The organism is Empedobacter tilapiae, assembly GCF_004785645.1.
Taxonomy (GTDB): Bacteria; Bacteroidota; Bacteroidia; order Flavobacteriales; family Weeksellaceae; genus Empedobacter; species Empedobacter tilapiae.
In genome coordinates, this window is the sequence record NZ_SRPE01000014.1 from 30714 (window position 1) to 48736 (window position 18023).

Annotated in this window: 16 protein-coding genes; 7 read left to right on the forward strand and 9 right to left on the reverse strand. The window is 27.7% G+C overall.

The annotated features are described in order from the left end of the window. The first annotated feature begins 13 nt into the window (after positions 1-13). The 4 genes from E4J94_RS15930 (at position 14) to E4J94_RS15945 (ending at position 4425) form a co-directional block, all read left to right on the forward strand. On the forward strand, positions 14-1315 hold the full coding sequence (locus E4J94_RS15930; RefSeq protein ID WP_135836779.1) for a hypothetical protein: 1302 nt from the start codon (positions 14-16) through the stop codon (positions 1313-1315). Between the two features lie 12 nt (positions 1316-1327). After that, positions 1328-2656 (forward strand): tetratricopeptide repeat protein, encoded by a 1329-nt coding sequence (locus E4J94_RS15935; RefSeq protein ID WP_135836780.1) that lies wholly within the window; start codon positions 1328-1330, stop codon positions 2654-2656. A gap of 66 nt (positions 2657-2722) precedes the next feature. Then, a complete protein-coding gene (locus tag E4J94_RS15940; protein WP_135836781.1) occupies positions 2723-3232 on the forward strand; it encodes a hypothetical protein in 510 nt (169 codons plus the stop codon). A gap of 935 nt (positions 3233-4167) precedes the next feature. Continuing rightward, complete coding sequence (locus tag E4J94_RS15945) at positions 4168-4425, forward strand: helix-turn-helix domain-containing protein (RefSeq protein WP_135836782.1); 258 nt, start codon at positions 4168-4170, stop codon at positions 4423-4425. A gap of 30 nt (positions 4426-4455) precedes the next feature. Here E4J94_RS15945 and E4J94_RS15950 read toward each other — a convergent pair whose 3' ends face one another. From E4J94_RS15950 to E4J94_RS15975, 6 genes are all read right to left on the reverse strand, one after another. Continuing rightward, entirely contained in the window at positions 4456-5460 is a 1005-nt protein-coding gene (locus tag E4J94_RS15950; RefSeq protein ID WP_135836783.1) for a hypothetical protein, read from the reverse strand. Positions 5461-5653: 193 nt separating this feature from the next. Next, positions 5654-6862: a caspase family protein gene (locus tag E4J94_RS15955; protein WP_135836784.1), complete on the reverse strand. Its 1209-nt coding sequence runs from the start codon at positions 6860-6862 to the stop codon at positions 5654-5656. 109 nt (positions 6863-6971) lie between these two features. Further along, positions 6972-7895, reverse strand: coding sequence for a hypothetical protein (locus E4J94_RS15960; protein ID WP_135836785.1), 924 nt, complete (start codon positions 7893-7895; stop codon positions 6972-6974). 168 nt (positions 7896-8063) lie between these two features. After that, positions 8064-8849, reverse strand: coding sequence for a hypothetical protein (locus tag E4J94_RS15965; RefSeq protein ID WP_135836786.1), 786 nt, complete (start codon positions 8847-8849; stop codon positions 8064-8066). A 234-nt stretch (positions 8850-9083) separates the two neighbouring features. After that, positions 9084-10388: a reverse transcriptase domain-containing protein gene (locus tag E4J94_RS15970; protein WP_135836787.1), complete on the reverse strand. Its 1305-nt coding sequence runs from the start codon at positions 10386-10388 to the stop codon at positions 9084-9086. 53 nt (positions 10389-10441) lie between these two features. Then, complete coding sequence (locus E4J94_RS15975) at positions 10442-10948, reverse strand: hypothetical protein (protein ID WP_135836788.1); 507 nt, start codon at positions 10946-10948, stop codon at positions 10442-10444. A gap of 522 nt (positions 10949-11470) precedes the next feature. Here E4J94_RS15975 and E4J94_RS15980 point away from each other — a divergent pair. Genes E4J94_RS15980 through E4J94_RS15990 form a run of 3 tightly spaced genes read left to right on the forward strand, consistent with a single transcriptional unit; the run spans position 11471 to position 15822 of the window. Beyond that, positions 11471-12772, forward strand: coding sequence for an ABC-three component system protein (locus E4J94_RS15980; protein WP_135836789.1), 1302 nt, complete (start codon positions 11471-11473; stop codon positions 12770-12772). Then, positions 12753-13457 (forward strand): ABC-three component system middle component 1, encoded by a 705-nt coding sequence (locus tag E4J94_RS15985; protein WP_135836790.1) that lies wholly within the window; start codon positions 12753-12755, stop codon positions 13455-13457. Before E4J94_RS15980 ends, E4J94_RS15985 begins: the two co-directional genes overlap by 20 nt. Then, entirely contained in the window at positions 13450-15822 is a 2373-nt protein-coding gene (locus tag E4J94_RS15990; protein WP_135836791.1) for an AAA family ATPase, read from the forward strand. The genes E4J94_RS15985 and E4J94_RS15990 overlap by 8 nt, the downstream gene beginning before the upstream one ends. Before the next feature lie 34 nt (positions 15823-15856). Here the strand turns inward: E4J94_RS15990 and E4J94_RS17985 are convergent, their stop codons facing one another. From E4J94_RS17985 to E4J94_RS16005, 3 genes are all read right to left on the reverse strand, one after another. Beyond that, positions 15857-16090 (reverse strand): type I restriction enzyme endonuclease domain-containing protein, encoded by a 234-nt coding sequence (locus E4J94_RS17985; protein ID WP_394346084.1) that lies wholly within the window; start codon positions 16088-16090, stop codon positions 15857-15859. Then, positions 16038-16271, reverse strand: coding sequence for a hypothetical protein (locus E4J94_RS16000; RefSeq protein WP_135836792.1), 234 nt, complete (start codon positions 16269-16271; stop codon positions 16038-16040). Before E4J94_RS16000 ends, E4J94_RS17985 begins: the two co-directional genes overlap by 53 nt. Positions 16272-16549: 278 nt before the next feature. Further along, positions 16550-16828, reverse strand: coding sequence for a helix-turn-helix domain-containing protein (locus E4J94_RS16005; RefSeq protein ID WP_135836793.1), 279 nt, complete (start codon positions 16826-16828; stop codon positions 16550-16552). Between the last annotated feature and the right edge of the window lie 1195 nt (positions 16829-18023).

The following is an 18023-nucleotide window of genomic DNA, read 5'->3' on the forward strand; positions in this document are numbered from 1 at the left end:
AAAATTATAGATCATGAGAACAATACTATTAGCACTTTTCGCCTTGATGATTTCGGGCGGGGTGTGTGGGCAGGGTAATGAAAAAGTTGAGGAGGAAATAAAAATGGTTGATTCAATAAGTAAAAAAAGTATAAATGAAGAAAAACCACTAACAAAAACAGATTTAGAAGCAATAATAAAAAAAGCACTGAAAGAGCAAGAAGATGACAGAGTTTCTTTAGGAGAAATAAGACTAAAAGAAAAGGTTACCATATACTTGCCTGTCCCAAATGAAAAACGATTCAAAATAAGTGACTCTATTGTAGATAATAATATTGCAATTGATAGTGTAAAAATTGATTTGCAGGAAGGAATGTTAGAATATATAAAAGTGTATTTAGCAAATGGTACAATATATTCTAATAAAAAAGCACCTATTGCTATTATTTATACCGATAACAGAGGTTATGATAAATTATATGATAATGAAGAACAATCTTATATTCTATTTCGTGATGTACTAACAGTAGATACAAAAAAACGTTTTGGTTTTTTACCAAACAATGACACATTTTCTTTAACAAATATTAAAGATAAAGGTTATAATGTGAAAAATTTAAAAAAGTCTGGAAGCATTAACTCTTTGGTAAATTTTACAACTTATACGGATTTATTAGGATTAATGGGCGATCAACCTAATTCATTGGTTAATTTTGAAGCAAATGCGAAGTTTTACCTTAACAGGCATAATTGGACAAATAGGTTTATTTATTTTTTACCTTATGTTCAACCAAGTTTACATTACAATAAAGTAGATAGTAAGTTTGATACGGTTATGGTAGATTTACGAAAAGTAAACCCAACCGAAATTTACAGACGATATAATTATTCTGTAGGAATTGACCTTACTCTCGCAAGGTGGGATTTTAGACCATCTAATTCCTTAGAATTAAAAGCTGGTTATCAGTATTCGTCCAGCAAAATATTTGCTAATGACACATTAATAAACAAAGCTTTAAGCGAAATTAGGGCTGTTAACCATATCAAATATTGGGAATTAGCTTTACATTCCAAATTAGTTGAAAATTTTGGAATAGAATTAAGTTCAAAATATATCTGGCAAACCTTAAATAAGTCAGAGTTTTATAATAAATCAGATAATTCTATGTTAGCTTTCAAAGGAGGTATTTATTATTATCCGCCGAAAGGAAATGGGAGTGATAAAATTTTTGTCCGTTTTACCAATTACCTTGTTTTTAATAAACGAGAATTAGATTTCTCTCAAATACAAGTTGGTTTTTCAAAAGCCTTAAATTTTAAAAATAACAACAATTAAACAACAACAATCATGAAAAAACTATACACATTTTTAATTTTAATCTTTGCTTTTACGTTTGCCCAAGCGCAAAACGATATAAAAGCCCGCATAGAGTTTGAAGAAGCAGAAAAAGCTTTTACAGAAGAAAACTACGAAACAGCTCTAAAACACCTGAACCAAACCGAAAAAGAATTAGGTAGATGGACACCTAATGTATCCTATCTTAAAATAGAAAGTTTGTATTCCCTTACCGATATGGGAAATTTTGAAGACCCTAATATGCAGCCACTTTACGAAGAAGTTACTAAATATATGGCGTACCTCAACAAACTAAAAAGCGACGATGTACCCATGGAAAAATACAAAGTGGTGTACGGTATCGAAAAAACCTTGAAAGTACTAAAAATAGACGAACCACAAAGTCCTGAGTTTTTAAAAGCGAAAAAAGAACACGATGCTAAAAACTATGATGCAGCCATTCCGTTATACGAAAAGTTAGCTAAACAAGGCAATAGCTGGGCAATGCGCAATTTGGGGTTAGTTTACGAAACAAAAAAAGACAACGAAAAAGCCAAAGAGTGGTATCAAAAAGCAGCTCAGATGGGACATCCGCGTGGCTTTTATTTCTTGGGTTGGTATGCCGATAAAGATGGCAATACAACAAAAGCATTGGAATATTACCAACAGGCAGTCGATTTGGGAGATGTGGCTGGCTTATTAGGAATTGGTGACTTATATAAACAAGGCAAAAGTGTTACCAAAGATTACAAAAAAGCGGAAGAGTATTATAAAAAAGCAGCTGTAAAAGACAGGTCAGAGGCAATGTATAAAATAGGTACTTTATACCACAACGGCGGAAATGGAATTGCTCAAAATCATAAAACCGCAATGGAATGGTATCTAAAAGCGGCGGAAAAGAAAAATACAAATGCTATGGGCGAAATAGGTTGGATATACCAACATGGACAAGGAGATTATGCTAAAGATTACAAAAAAGCAGCAGAATGGTATCAGAAAAGAATTGATTACGGAGATAACTATGGCTTTTTAAACTTAGGAGATTTATACAGTTTGTCTGATAACAGCCAATCACAAAAAGAATTAGAGAGCTATGAAAAAGCTGCCGAAGCAGGATACCTTAAAGGAATGTTAGAAACCGCCAATCTATACTTTTCGGGCAAAGGCGGTATCACAAAAGATTACGCCAAAGCGGCAAAATATTACGAAGAATATTACAACGATAAAAAGGAAAACGAAAGCTATATTAATAATCTTATCGAAATCTATAACCGTGGTGGCAACGGCATAGAAAAAGACAAAGAGAAAGCTAAATATTGGAAAGAAATTAGGAGAAAATAATAACCATTAATAGATTTAATTTCGGCTGTTTAATATTAAACAGATCTTATTGAAAAGTATTAATCAATGTCTAATTCTTTCTACATGAAAACCAATCCTTATCAATTAAAAAATATCGATTTTGTTGATTCAATTGCTGTAGTATGTCCGCGTTGTAGTAAAAAAGCAGTGGTTTCGGGCGGGCAACCTGTTTCTAATACGGTTGGTTTTGAAGAGGCAATACAATTTACGTGCACGTATTGTGTTTATGTATTAAAGTACGCCAATACACCCAAATTCCCTGTTTTTACGAATAGTAAAGGAGTTACAAAATATGCTCGAATCTTGTTTTTTGATTCGCAAACCGATCCGTATTTTAATTTTCCGTTGTGGTACATTATAGAAACTCCTTGGGGAATTATCTGGGCATATAATCTAATGCATTTAGAAGTTATTGAAAATTATATTGGTAGTAAAGACCGAAATAGAAACGGAATTCCCATACAAAACGACAGTATTGCTTCGCGTTTGCCACAATGGGCTAAAAGTGCTAAGAACAGAGAAACTTTGTTAAAGTTGATTAAAGCAAAAAAATGACACTCGACTCTTCAGCAAATGACGGTCTATTAATTCGTTGTTAAAAAATGAATTTGAATATTAAAAAAGAATTAAGAAAACGGCATTAAAACTCACACGTTAAGAAAATGGTTGAATGCAACGTTAAAAAGATTTTAGCCCGTAGGGTTTTTAAAATCTTTAGTGAAATGAGAACATTTTTAGTCGAGAGGTTTACAGCCAAGTCTTTTTTCGTTAGTTTTTTTGACTAAAAAAGTGACAAAAGATTATTCTCGTTTTTCAAAACTATATTTCATTCATTTTTACCTTGACACAAAAACATTTGAGATAAAGAGGAGAAGCTCTAGTGGAGCTTAGGTAAAATTGTTACAAATTAATTAATAATTATATGTTCATTTTTTCCTTGATGAAAAAACGAACCAAAAAGGTCAAGACTGCGATTTTCGACGTTCAATCTTCATTTTACTCACTAAAAATATTAAATGACTCGCTATCGCTCACTAATCTTTTTAACGCTCGTTTCAATGGATTGAATCTCGTCTGCAAATCGTATGTCGGCTTTAAAATTCTTATTTACAGTAATCTCCACTCTTCAGCAATGACGGTTTTAATTAGTTGTTAAAAGTGAATTTGAATATTGAAAAAGAATTAAGAAAACGGCATTAAAACTCACACGTTAAGAAAATGATTGAATGCAACGTAAAAAAGGTTTTAGCCCGTAGGGTTTTTAAAATCTTTAGTGAAATGAGAACATTTTTAGTCGAGAGTTTTACAGCCTTGACTTTTTGGTTACTTTTTAGTCAAGTAAAAAGTGACATTAAAAAAAAGAAATTCGAATAATTAAAACAGAAAATCAATAAAAAAAGTGACACTCCCTCCCTATCCCTACTTCCCCTTATGATTTGTTTTATTTAATTAAAATATGTATCTTACTGAAATTAAGTAAATTAAAGCGTATGCAAAACACTTACTTTTTTACACAAAAAGAGAAGGATAGCAACGAGTTAAAACTTCTTTTAGTAGAGTTAATTACGAATATACAACCCACGGACAAAGATCACGGATTCTACGACAGTGCAGATGTAAAAAGGCTGCTTAACGTTAGTGACAAAACGTTGTATCGCATGAGGAGAAACAAGACGATTCCTTGTTTTAAGCTCGGTAAAAAGTACTTTTACCCAAAACATTTCTTTAACAAAAAAGCTCTTGGATAAGAGCTTTTTTTTGGTATAAAATTATATTTATTAGGTTACATTACTTTCCATACTTGCAATCATACTTTTTATTATTTCAGTGTTAGGATATTCTACTTGTTTCATAGCTTTATGTTTAAAAATATCTAGAATTTTTTTATTTAATTCGTCAACAAATTTATCATCATAATAAGGTGGGTAATTGCTTTTTCCTGTAGTTATACTAATTCTTCTTTTGTCAAATTCAGTCGAATATTCCACTTGAGGTGACAATAATTCAAATAATCTTTTGTCATTGGTTATAAATATAGAGTTAACATCTTCATCAATAATTTCTGACAATTGTTTTGAATTCCTACTCAATCTTGCATGTAACAGATCCCAAGAACTTCCCCATAAAGCTTTTAAAGTTTTTTCTTTACTTGAATTTTCTTTAATCATTGTATTGAAACTATTATTTCCACCAAAAATTTGAAAGGCTAATTGATATTCTAAACCTAAAATTAGTCCAATTTTATTGTTCATCCAATCTACAAATTCAATAATATTTTCCTTTGCCTTATGTTTACTCAAATCTTTACTAGCTATTTCTCTAATTTTTAATAATGCACTGTAATGAATCAATATTTGTTCAACAAATACAGATGCATCATTATTCAAATTTGGCTTTTTACTTGAAAAAAAATTAGATGAAAAATCAAAATTATTTGTTTTAAGTCTTTCTAAAGGAATCTGAAAAGCAAACATTAGTTTATTACTTATGTCAAAAAATTTTTCTGTATTTAATTTATATGTTGCTTTATCTAATGATAATTCTAAAAGGGCAAATATTTCAAAAGGAGGCATTGATTTTTTTTGTGAATATTTTATTAATTCAAATACCTTTCTTTTAGAATCTTTATTAATATTTTTTTTATTAACTATATTCACTATGTCTAAACAAACTGAGCTGTCTAGCACAAGAAGGGTTTTCTTTTCTAAATTTGGATTTGATTTATAAAAACCTTTTAAAGCTCCAAATTTAGTTAAATAGTGATATTCAATTTTTGTATTCAATTTAATAAAATTTATGTTAACATTCAACTTGATTTATGAAGTAAGTAATATTTATATCACCAGACATCCAAAAAACATCTCATAATAAATTACAATTTCACATAAAAGATACAAACTTCATTTAAAACAACTAAACTTGTATTCTATTATCTTATTTTGAAATTGTACAATTCTTATCGATCATAGTAATAATCTATACTTTATTTTCGTCCTTTAACATCTTCCACATTAACCCTGCAGTTTCAGCTTGATTTTTACCCCATGCAATTAAATTATTATAATACCCTTCTTTTGTTTTACTAAAAGCAATCATCCTATCATTACATCTACATATAGCCATAAACGGATTTTCTAAAATATCAGTTCTTTGAAAGGTAACTGAAGCATAATCATAAGAACCTTTTTCTAAGTCTCCTAATTGATCATATCCATCATAACTAGCTATAAAAGTATGTTTGTCAACTTTTATATCTTGCGGAATAAATTCAGCCAACTCTTCATATGTAAATGCAGAACAAAGAAAATTAGTTTCTGTATCATATTTTTTTAATATTATTTTGTCATTTACATTATAATATGCAAAAATACTTTCCTGCGACATACCGTTTTCCTTTAAGATCTTAGAAGTCTCATAGGAAATTACAATTTTGTTCAAGCAATCTGAATGATTAAAAACTTCATGGACAGATGTTTTGTTAATATTAAATACTAATTGACCATTCTGATGCCCAAGCTCTCTTATTGAACCAAATAAGGGCTGTTGTTTTGAAATACTTCCAACACCTTTGGTTACAGCAACAGCAAGTTCTCCTACAGAAAAAGTTCTTTCAGAATTTTTATTAAGATATTCTGTTAATATGATAGAAAAAGGGCTACCTTCACCTATACTGCCATCTGAAACTTTCTCATTTCTTCCTGAGCTTATAATCCATCTTGAATTTAAACTATTAAGTTTTTGATAATGATCATATATCGATCTACTTTGATTAAAAAAACTACCTGAAAAGCAAGAATCGATAATTAATAACAAATGTTTAACATCTATTCCACTTAATATATCAATGATTGTAGAATTTGGCACAAAGTCACTAATTGATTTATCAGCATCAAAAGGCACCCAATAACCTCTATTAGTCAGAGGATTTAATTCCCCATGTCCTGCAAAATAAATAATCAAGCTATCCTCTTTAGTTATCAAATAAGAGATTCTATTTAGATCGTCTATTATATTCTTTCTTGTAGCTTTTTCATTAAATAAAGGTTCTAAAATTAAATCAAAAGAATATTTATTATTAAGTATTTTAATAAGTTTTGATGCATCAAGGACGGCATTGTTTAAAGGTAAAATTTTACCATTTGAATATTTGTCAATTGCAATTACAAATAAATAGTTTTTTCCCATAGTTTAATATTACAATAATCTAAAAAATAACTCTTTATTATTTAACAAGAGACTTAAAACAATTGAAAATCTTATCATTTAAAATAGTATTTACGATTAAATAACATTATCAACTGATATTTTTCTGTATTTTATTGAATTTCCTATTCTTTGTAAGTCCTAAAACTTCATTATATTCTCTTTCCTTTGTTATAGGATTATGTTTTCCTTTAAGAATTTGATAAAAAGACTGTTCAACATCGCTAGTATCATTTTTTCTAGTAAGACTTAAGTCAAATAAATTACAAATAGCTTTTGCTGATTTAGAAATATCTCCCCATTGTAATTCATCAATCCAATTATTTTTTCGCAATTCTACAAATAATTCACACAAGTCTTTTTGACTTCCTTTCCAAACAAATTTTGTTGGAATTTTCATAAATTCTTCCTTAAACTCTATGAAAGAAGGATTTAGCATTTCAAGTCTCAACTTAATAAATCTAATGTAGATTCTTAAAATATTATCACTGATACTCTTATTTAATACAATGCCATGAAATATTTGAATTTGCTTATTTTCTGAATTTAAGATTTCTTGATATTTTTTTAGATGAATAAGTAGTATTCTTTCTTCATCTTCTATACCAAATAGTCTATTTGTTTCAACAGTAGATTTTAAAACATCATTATATTGATAAACTAATTTTGAAACTTTGTCATTAATTGCATAATAAATAGTTTCAGAAAATATGTCAGTATCCATTAGATTCATTATTGTTTTTTCTATCCCTTTTTCAACTAACGTAGGATGGTTTATTTTCCAATCGTTAACAAGTAAATCATAATATTCTCTATATATACTAAGAGTATTAGTAGAATTTAATGAATAAATTGGAAAACTAAAATTTTGGTATTTATTCATCCATTCTAAATCTGCACTCCTTATTACTGAATTTCTTTTAAATAATTGAATTTGATTTTTTTTCTCACAATTATTTAATTCTTCTTCTATGAGTTCTAATAAGTCATTTGCAAAATCAATTTCTATAATCATATCTTATTTTTTTTTAAAGATCTTAAATTTGATTTTAGCTTACAATTACAATTAACTTACGAAAGTATCATATTATCAGCTAATGAGATATTTATCAACTCCTTTAATAAATTACATATCAATTCATTACTTAATAAAACTTTCACAAAAAACTTCTTGTTAGTAGCATTATGGTTCTATTATTTCGTGCAATTTTAGAATTTTATATAATTTAGTTTCAGAGTTCACTTCAACAATTTCTACATCTACTATGAAAATCATTTTTAATGGATTATCATCACAGTTTAACATTTCTTGTTTTTCTGATTCATTTTCCCAAATAAGATTCAAACTATTCTCATTTAATTCTTTAATTACACCCCTGTTTCCTTTTTTAGAATCTAAATCACGCTTAATTTGATCTAAATAAAGTGCCTGATTTGTTTTAATAGATTTATCTTTTTGTGTTAACTCCTTTTTTTCTGATCTAATTCTATCTCTAATTATCCTCGATTCATTTTCATTTACAGATAATGGATTTAGAATAACTCTATTGTTTTTACCTTTTACTTTAATAATAATATTGTTATTATTGTGCGTACCTGGTTCAATTATTTTTTGAAAATTTGATAAATCTTTTATATCTAAATCTTTAAAATCATCAGTTTTTTTTCCAGTCAAGAGAAAGTCATAACCTGATTTGATAAACTTTCCAAATTCAACAACTGTATTAACATCTCCTAGAAAAGGAAGAATCATTGCAGAACATTCAACTAATGTAGTTACAATACTTCCTTTTTTTATTTCTTGTACAAATAATTCAGCTTCTGGTCTTTCAGAACCATACTTATCAATTAAAAACTTTTCATATCCATTTGAAATTGCATTAAGTGAATTTGTAAACTCAGTTACTGAGATTGGTTTGTCATAATCAATAGTATATTCAAACTGAAATTCATTAATAATAGGCTTCATTTATTTAATAGTATGGTTTTGAGCAAAATTGCAATTAAAATAATTTTTTAAGAATAGTAAACATATTACCATTTCGTAAAAACATCTATATTTTATATAATAATTCCAAAGATGCAAGATTTACTTCAAAATAAATTACGGTTTCACGTAAATAGAATATCCTCGTTAAAAAAATAAACGAGGATATTCTATTGTTTTGAAGTAATATAAAAACTTTATTACCACAAATATATTTTATTCAGTATCATTTTTTTTTACTTCTTCCTCAATCTTTTTAATTTTATTTTCAACAAGTTCATTTGTGATTGGAATACCACAATTACTTCTTTGTAGATTTGAAATACAGTGATTACTTTGATTCTTTAATCTTAAATTTTTAGGTAAAGAATCTAACCTTTGTTCCTTTAATTTCCAATCTATTTTTTCTAATTTCATATAGATAATACGATTGATAATATAGTCTAAATCATCAGAATATCTATAAATGTCTGTATAAATAAAAGCAGATATCCAACCATCATGTCTGTTTTTTATTTTTGTAAGAAACTCTATAAGATTTAAGTCAACTTTCCCTTTTAATAATTCCCATAGCTTCTCCTTAAACTTTTCAAAGTTTTCTAGGGATGGATATAATTGCTTTCCATTAAAAGTTACTGATAAGAAAGTTAAAGTCTCTTTATCTATATCAGTAATTTTAGTTTTACTGTCGTTCCCTAATGGATGAATTTCTAATTTTAACTCTTTAAGATATTTAAGAGACTTTTGATATGCATTTTCACATTCTTTTTTTGTTTTGGCTAGAATTACAAAGTCGTCAGCATAACGTACCAAACATAGATTATCTTCAATCAGTTTTTGATCAAATTCAGATAAATAAATATTTGATAACAAAGGAGAAAGAGCATTACCTTGAGGAATTCCTTTATCTACATTTTCAAAATACTTAATTTTATCGGCATCGAAATCTCCTAAATTTCCAACTTTCTGACTTAATGCATCTAAAATTAAATGGTTAATTGAGGTATCAGGTAAATTAGGAAATATTTGATTTGATAATAAATCTGATTTATCAACTGTTCCAAAGAAATTAATTAAATCTGCTTCTAAAACAAATTTATTATCATTATTATAATGATCTTGAATTTTTAATAATGCATCTTTAACTCCAATACTTTTTTGATAAGCAAAACTGTAACCTTTACTTTTTGATAATGTTTCAGCGAAAATCTCATCAAGTTGAATTGCTATTGCTTTAATTACAACCCTATCACATATTTCTGGAATTTGTAGCGGTCTAAATGTATTTTTGCCTTTTTTAGCAATTAATACACCTCTTGTCGGATGAAATTTATACTTTCCTAATTTAAGATTTTCAGATATAATTGAAATTTTATCGTCAAGATTTTTTTCAAAAGCTTCTATTGTTTCTCCTGATAGACCATGTGAATCTTTGTTAAATTTATCAAGCTTTCTCCAAGCTTCTTTAAGAATATCTTTTTCAGATATAATTTGTAAAAGTGTTTGTGTTTTATTTCTCATATTTCTTGTAGTGCAAAGACCCTTAGAATGACATATTGTCAGTACGATAAACTTTACATAATAGAGACAGAAGCCTTAATTGAAATAGTCACGGCAAGAACCATCAAGGTTCGAACTAAGACTTTGCTAAGGCGTTCTTCGGCAATCCTTACTTTCGATTGAATTATCAATCTTATGTCAAGCGCACACTTAAGAGAAAACTTAAGCTTTAATCGGTGCGCATAATGATTTGCGTTATAGGTTGTCACTGCGCACTCGCTCTTTTGGGCTTTGGTTGTTCTATCCATACTACTCAAATTTACGGTTTTTTGTTTTCTGTGCAAGTTTTTTAAAACTTTCGCATTTTTTAACATTTCGGCGCTAGATTGGCTCTCATCTCTACTAAATAAATAGCTTTCTACCATCGTTTCATTGGGTTTGTGTTTATCATACACAACGGTATCAAACGAGATTGAGACAGAAGCCTTAATTGAAATAGTCACGGCAAGAACCATCAAGGTTCGAACTAAGACTTTGCTAAGGCGTTCTTCGGCAATCCTTACTTTCGATTGAATTATCAATCTTAAGTAAATGAACTTCTATTATTCTAAATATGTCAATTGTTATACCAATATTGAATTTATGACAGAATTGCATATTATAATTTAAAAATTGGTGTCAGTAACCTAAACTTAGCTAGACAAAAAGTATAATTCAACTTATTATATTCTAGTTTTCCCTTGTTAAAATAGAGTGTAATTACCAATGACCACTAACATTATTTTACACGAAATTAAATATAGTTTTTTCTCGTGATAAAAACCTCACTTAAAAACAATTATCGAGATTCTATAGTTTATTTTTTTTTCGAAATATCGAGTAGAGCAACAGCTAACGATGTTATAGAATTTTTTCTATTGATTGAAATAACATTAGAGGAAGGTATTTTGTTTTACGGATTTGCATTTATTTTTACTTTCTTTTGAAATAGTTTTTCAGAAACTCAAAAAGCAAAAAAATATTTTTGCCGAAGTTTGGTTACTTAAGTTACTTTAATAATTGAAATGTTATATTTGCAACAACCTAATATAATAAAAAGTATTATGAATAATAGAAACGCTACTGCTAGTTGGAGTGGTTATTCTCATCAAGGTCAAGTGGGTTTACTCGTTGCACTCCGTAAGCTCCAAGAACCTAATATTGATTTATCAAATTATTTTGTAGAATTTGAAAATACGGAGGATGTTGCAATTTATGAGTTAACACAAGTTGGTGAAAAAAACTTTCTTTCAGTGCATCAAGTAAAAGCTTATTATTCAGATGGTAATCGTCAAAATAATTATATTGATGTATTTAGGGGGAAATCTATTTATGAAACAGATGCTGAAGGGAAATATGTAAAAGATGCTAATAAGAAAAAAATTCCCACTGGTAATTATGAGTCAGGGCAATGGTGTTCAAATGATAATTATTTACACACTGTTGTTGAAGTTGTAGATTGGGATAATAATATTGCTAAAACAACAGACACTATACCAATTTATATAAAGAGATATCCATATTCAACTACTCAATTTCACTGTGATACGACAGAAGTTGAAGATTTTATTTTATTAGAACTTAATAAAATATTTCCCGCAAATCCAAGTCAAGCTGAATTGGCGTACAAAAAATTAAGTTTTGAATTAGATAATCGAATTAGAAATGAACATAAAAAGGTTTCAAAAGCTCTATTTGATATTAAATTTTCATTACAAGAAATAGCTGATATTATAAATGATCAATCACTTTTTAAAAGACAAGGTATATACGAATGCCGTAAAATATTTTATGAAACTTTTATAGAAGTCATTACTGAGGATAGCATATCAGATGAAAAACGTGATTTTTTAGAAAATGGAGTTGTTAAAGAGATTAATGATTTAGATGACGATAATTTCAAGAGATTCTTGCAATATCTAAATATATGTGAACCAATAAAAGATTTAGATAAATCACAAATACTTGCTAATAAAGATGGTTTAGACCAAGTATTTTTTCACTTATTAATTGAAGTATTGGAATTAGAACCTTTACAAGAACAAAATTTAATTAAATATAGAAAAGACAATCTCAATTCTGATTTTGTTATTACATCCATAATTAAAGAACCAAAAAGAACTACTACTGTAGTTAAAAATATCATTGAAAATCTAGAATCAATGAGTTTATTATGGGAAAATCACCAATTGATTAACAAAGAAATTAATGCAGATTTTGCGCCAAATATTCCTTCTTTCCGAGACAATTTTGAAGAAACCGAAGAATCAAAGAAAGATCGTGATCGATTTATGTATTACTCAAATACAAAATTAATTTCTAGAGAAAACGCAATTCAACTACTAAATGATACAAACAATAATTAATAAAATTTTCGAAGAATCAAATTTTGAGGAGAAGGAAGGTTATTATTCAAAAGACAATAATCAATTCTATTTAACTTTAAAACTAAAGGAAACAGAATTTCAAACGATCGAAAATAAAAATTCAATTGAGGTAATTCCTTCCTATAAAGAATTACTAGATTTTTTTAATGAACTAGTTCAATCAGGCACTAGTACTTCAATTGAAAAAAACACTTCTCTCTTAATATTTGTAGAATGTGAAAATATCAAAGCATTGGAGGTGTACAAACAACAGATATTACTACTTGAAGAAGATCAGTATTTCTTCAAAAAATACGTAATTCTATATACGGAAAATGGTATTAGCGGTATCAATACAGATACTATTTTATCTGATTTAAAGGCGAAGTTAAGCGACAAAGATAATTTTGACAATTATTACACAAATGGATTTAGTACGGAGCTAGAAGAATATTTATTTATACTGCAACTTTATATAAAAATACCTTTTATAACACTACCTAGTTTTGATAACCAATTCAAAACGTTGGAAACTAAAATAACAGAAGATTTAGGAGATAATTATATAATAAAAGAAACAGTCATTGAAAAGTTTGATGAAATAATGGCTATTGATTTTTTTGTACCAGGAGAGAACGTTGATCAAAACATTGAAACCATTTTAAATTCATTATCAAATGATTAAGATTGATAAAATTTACATAGAAAATTTTAAAGGAATTAAGGACAAGGTAATTTTTGATTTTAAAAACACTGATCATAATATCAATGTCCTTTCAGGTCCTAATGGTTTCGGTAAAACAACAATATTCGAGGTCATTGAAATTTGCCTTACAAGTAATTTTAATAGAATTGAGCAATTTGAAAATGTTCAACAACATAGATCGAATAGAAAGAAACCTTTTTTTCAAAACACTGATAATAAGGATGTAGTAATAAAATTATGCTTGTATAATACGGAAACAAAAGAGTATAGTGTTATTATAAAATACTATGACGATGTTAACTCTCCTAAAAAGAAAAATAAAGGAAAGAATTTTATTCCAGTAGATTCAAAAAATATTTTTTCAACTTATTATAGTACTAATATTGATGATTTTGAAAATAACGATTTTTCACATTTAGTTCCAGTTGAGCAAGAATATATCAATCAATTAATTTATGGAGTAGGTACTGAAATAGATCTGTCATCGGTGTATTATCTATTCAATTACATTCAACAAGAAGATAATATTTACTTTTTAAGACAAAAGGAGGAAGATAAGGGACAATCATTATCTTTCTTATTTAATATTAGTAAGGAAGAAGAGGAAAAAAATAAGATAACAAAAGTTGAGAATCAATTATCCACTCAAAAAAGAAGCTTAAATCAAGAAATTGAGTTAATAGAATCTTCTTTATCAGATAATGAATATCTAGTTTATGAACGTTTATTCGACCAAAAAGATTATGATTTTGACAAAGAAGTTGTTTTCGATGAAGATTCCATTGAAGAAGCTAAAATAAAATACGGAAGCTTTATTGATATTTTAAATAACTTAATTAATCTGAAGCAAAATTTTTCAGTTGATGAATATGACAAATCAATAAAGTATAAATTTATAAATGAAAGAATATTAGGGCATAATAATTTATTAAATGCTTTCCTTTTTAAAAATGTATATACTCCAGATTTAAATACAAAATTAACTACACATAATTCTGAAATAAACTATGCTAATAGATATTTGAATCTTAAACCAAATGAACTAATTGATAAAGTATATTTTGACTTATTTATTAATGATGAAGTAAAGTACGAGGAGTATAAGGTGCTTGAACAAGCTATAATCAAGTTAAATGAAGATTTAGGAACGATTGGTAAATTATTAGCTGATTTTAATGCAGAACGTGATTTATTAAATGAACATTATAATAATGTAATTGAAAGCGATCATATTTCAAATACAAATTGTCCTCTTTGTAATTCAAGATTTACATCGTATGAAGAGCTCCAAATAGCAATTACAGCCAAAACTGATTTAATTAAAGAGTTTGATAAATCTAGATTAGAGGATAAAGCTAAACTCGAAGAGGAATTAAAAAAATACCACGAATCAATAAAAGAGAAGGTTCGATTATTCCTAAAAGACAATTTTAAATATGATGAATCGATTTTAGGAATTCTTAGAGAACAGGAATCATATTTAACGAATATAGAAACTTATGTAATGAAAATTGAAGGTCTGAATACTGAATCTTTTAATGATTTGTTATTTAAAGAAGTACCGCATTTGTTTGAAGAATTAGAACCTAAAAGAGAAGCTCTTAAAAAGTATATAACAGAAAATATTTTAGAACTTTTTAAATTCCAAGAAGAGCTAATTACTGATAAGATTTTATATACTGAATATTTTAACTATAAAGAAAAATTTGAAAATACTTCAATAGAACAATTTGAAAGTAAAAAAGCATACATTAAAAACGAATTGAATAAAGTTTCAAGTGTAAGACTTAACTTTTTAAAAAATAGATTTTCAGCAGTTGAGATATTACTGTCAAAAATAGAACCAGTTAAGACTTCATTAAGCGATATTATTAAGGAGCATAAAAGGGAAATGATTGAAAAAATTAAAATTCCGTTTTATGTGTATTCAGGTAAAATTCTACAAAGTTATCAGCAAGGATTAGGTATTTTTATTGATATCAATACTACTGGATTATCTAATTTTGTAACATTTAAAACTGGGAATAGTTCTGACCACGATATTGTTTATCATTTAAGTTCTGGTCAAATGGCTGTTGTTTCATTAGCGTTTTGCTTATCATTGAATAAGGTATACAATACGAATCAACACTTTAAATTTTTATCGATTGATGACCCTGTTCAAACTATGGATGACTTAAATGTTCACACTTTTATCGAATTAGTTAGAAATGAATTTCAAGACTATCAAATGATAATGTCAACACACGATGATTTCACATCAAGATATATGAAGTATAAATTTGATAAGTTTAATTTAAAAACTCAGATATTAAATGTGCAAGATATAGTTATAGAGTCATAATCAAATAAAAAGAGAACCATAATGGTTCTCTTTTCTATTCTTTATCTTTAAAATTTTCCACCTGATCCATTACCTGGTCAAATACTTCTTCATTGTACTGTGGAGGACAACCATCTTTAACTAAACAGAAAAATATTTTTTGATTCAAATCCGCTCTAACATTTGAGTTATTAAACCAATCTATAAAAGAAGATAGAATATTATTTTCGTTAAATTCAAATCCACGGTGGATTACTTCCTGTAATTGCTTTATACTCTTCCAAAGCAACTTCTTTATGTTCCAAAATAACAGCAGCTAAAATAGAATTAGGATAGTGAGGTTTCACAATTTCAATAGCCTTGCTTTTAATTATATTTATATTGTAATCTCCCATACCTGTAATGGTAACTAATTCTTGTTCAACCCCATTAATAATTACATTTACAGTATCAATATAGTAATTTTTCATAATATTTATTTATAAGGTATATTTTGTAAAGTCAAATATATAAAAAATACTATACGTATTATTGTGTAAATAAACAAAGGGTTCTATATAGAACCCTTTGTTTATATTAATCTGATGTGTTTATATATAATAAAAAACTCAGGTGAACTTTTAACCTAAAAACCAACACCTGAGTAATAAATGAACGTCATGCCTATGACTTAAATTCATTTCAAATTTAGTATTTTCATCTTAAACTAAACATTTTTAATTACTTAATGTCTTATATTTTTTTTAAACTAAAAATCAAGATTATTCTCTTTAATATATTTCTTAACATCTATTGATAAATTAAAAATATTTAATTGATCCTGATTTAGAGCATTAGCTAATATAATTAGTGAATCTAGAGTTGGATTAGCACTTCCATTTTCAATAGATAATAATGTATTTTTAGAGAGCCCTTTAGTTTTATCAGCTAATTCTTGTTGTGATATACTTCTATCATTATAATCTGAACTTTTTATATTCTTTCTCAAAGAGGTTAAATAATTACCTAATTTCTCTTTTTCTGTCATTTTATTCTTAGTTAAAAATAAAATTGTAACTATTTGAATAAAATAATGGTACAATATATTGTACTATTCAATTTTAATTTGTACTTTTGAATGTATAAAATTAATACAGAGATTTTTATTAAAATAAATATATAAGCTTAGTCTTATTTTTTCCTGAATAGAAAACTGCCAATTTTCAAAAGGAACGGGAAAATAAGTATCTTTGCTCACGTCTTAGGGCGTGGGCTTACTTTTTCGTTCCTGGTATGGCAGTACCTCTATTCGGATTTGTAAGTTCCATGCCTTTTTGTTTTTTGGGTATTTCTACCATTACAATCGCATTGAACTTCATACAATAAATATACTTGATTTTATTCCTCTACAAATCAAGTGAAATACACTCTCTATAAATATGTGTTTCTTAAAATAGAAATACACAGATGGTTATTCGATTCTCGTGGAATTGAAAAGTGATAGAAATATATTTTGGAATATCATATTGGATGGGATTCTGAAACGAGTTCAGAAAGACAGAAAAGAAAAGACATATAACATAAACAAATACTCACACAGTTATCCCCCGAAGACACCCTAAGAAGAAAGTAAATGATCTTCATAAAGTGATTAGTGTTAATTTTTAGTTTTCATTTATTAATGTAATTTTTAAAACTGTTGGAGGGGGATATTTTTAGCAGGAATATAGGATAAAAGTGGACGAACGCGCGCGCGAAAATGTAGAAAGTAAAATCTACAGATTGGATTTGAGACATGAGAATTGAGATTTTAGAGCTGTTAAAAGTGACAACGAATTTGAACTTAGAAAAAAGGATCATAAAAATGTCATATGATTTGGAGGCGAGTGTCAAAAAGTTGAGAGGCATGGTTAAAATGTTTTACTGTTTGCGCAGCAAATGATTTAAAACATTGAATGGCTGAAACTTATTTTGACCGTCGAAAATCAAAGACAAGAGTTTTTTGATTACTTTTTTGCTCTCAAAAAAGTGATAGAAAGTATTTTACATTCATTTTTTCCTTGATGAAAAAACATTTGAAATTAAAAGGAGAAGCTCCAGTGGAGCTTAGGTATAGTGCTTACAAGTCGGTCAATAACGGCTACTCGCTAAATGCTTTGAATCATTCGCATGTAAAATGCGAACAGTAAATCATTTTTAACGCTCTTTACGCCGAATTGACGCTCGACTTTTCAGCAAGGACG

Coding starts and splice junctions, on each gene's coding strand:
- E4J94_RS15990 (WP_135836791.1), top strand. CDS start 13,450: ATGATTAAGATTGATAAAATTTACATAGAAAATTTTAAAGGAATTAAG.
- E4J94_RS16000 (WP_135836792.1), bottom strand. CDS start 16,271: ATGAAAAATTACTATATTGATACTGTAAATGTAATTATTAATGGGGTT.
- E4J94_RS15930 (WP_135836779.1), top strand. CDS start 14: ATGAGAACAATACTATTAGCACTTTTCGCCTTGATGATTTCGGGCGGG.
- E4J94_RS15960 (WP_135836785.1), bottom strand. CDS start 7,895: ATGATTATAGAAATTGATTTTGCAAATGACTTATTAGAACTCATAGAA.
- E4J94_RS15955 (WP_135836784.1), bottom strand. CDS start 6,862: ATGGGAAAAAACTATTTATTTGTAATTGCAATTGACAAATATTCAAAT.
- E4J94_RS15945 (WP_135836782.1), top strand. CDS start 4,168: ATGCAAAACACTTACTTTTTTACACAAAAAGAGAAGGATAGCAACGAG.
- E4J94_RS15935 (WP_135836780.1), top strand. CDS start 1,328: ATGAAAAAACTATACACATTTTTAATTTTAATCTTTGCTTTTACGTTT.
- E4J94_RS15985 (WP_135836790.1), top strand. CDS start 12,753: ATGATACAAACAATAATTAATAAAATTTTCGAAGAATCAAATTTTGAG.
- E4J94_RS15970 (WP_135836787.1), bottom strand. CDS start 10,388: ATGAGAAATAAAACACAAACACTTTTACAAATTATATCTGAAAAAGAT.
- E4J94_RS15965 (WP_135836786.1), bottom strand. CDS start 8,849: ATGAAGCCTATTATTAATGAATTTCAGTTTGAATATACTATTGATTAT.
- E4J94_RS15980 (WP_135836789.1), top strand. CDS start 11,471: ATGAATAATAGAAACGCTACTGCTAGTTGGAGTGGTTATTCTCATCAA.
- E4J94_RS16005 (WP_135836793.1), bottom strand. CDS start 16,828: ATGACAGAAAAAGAGAAATTAGGTAATTATTTAACCTCTTTGAGAAAG.
- E4J94_RS15940 (WP_135836781.1), top strand. CDS start 2,723: ATGTCTAATTCTTTCTACATGAAAACCAATCCTTATCAATTAAAAAAT.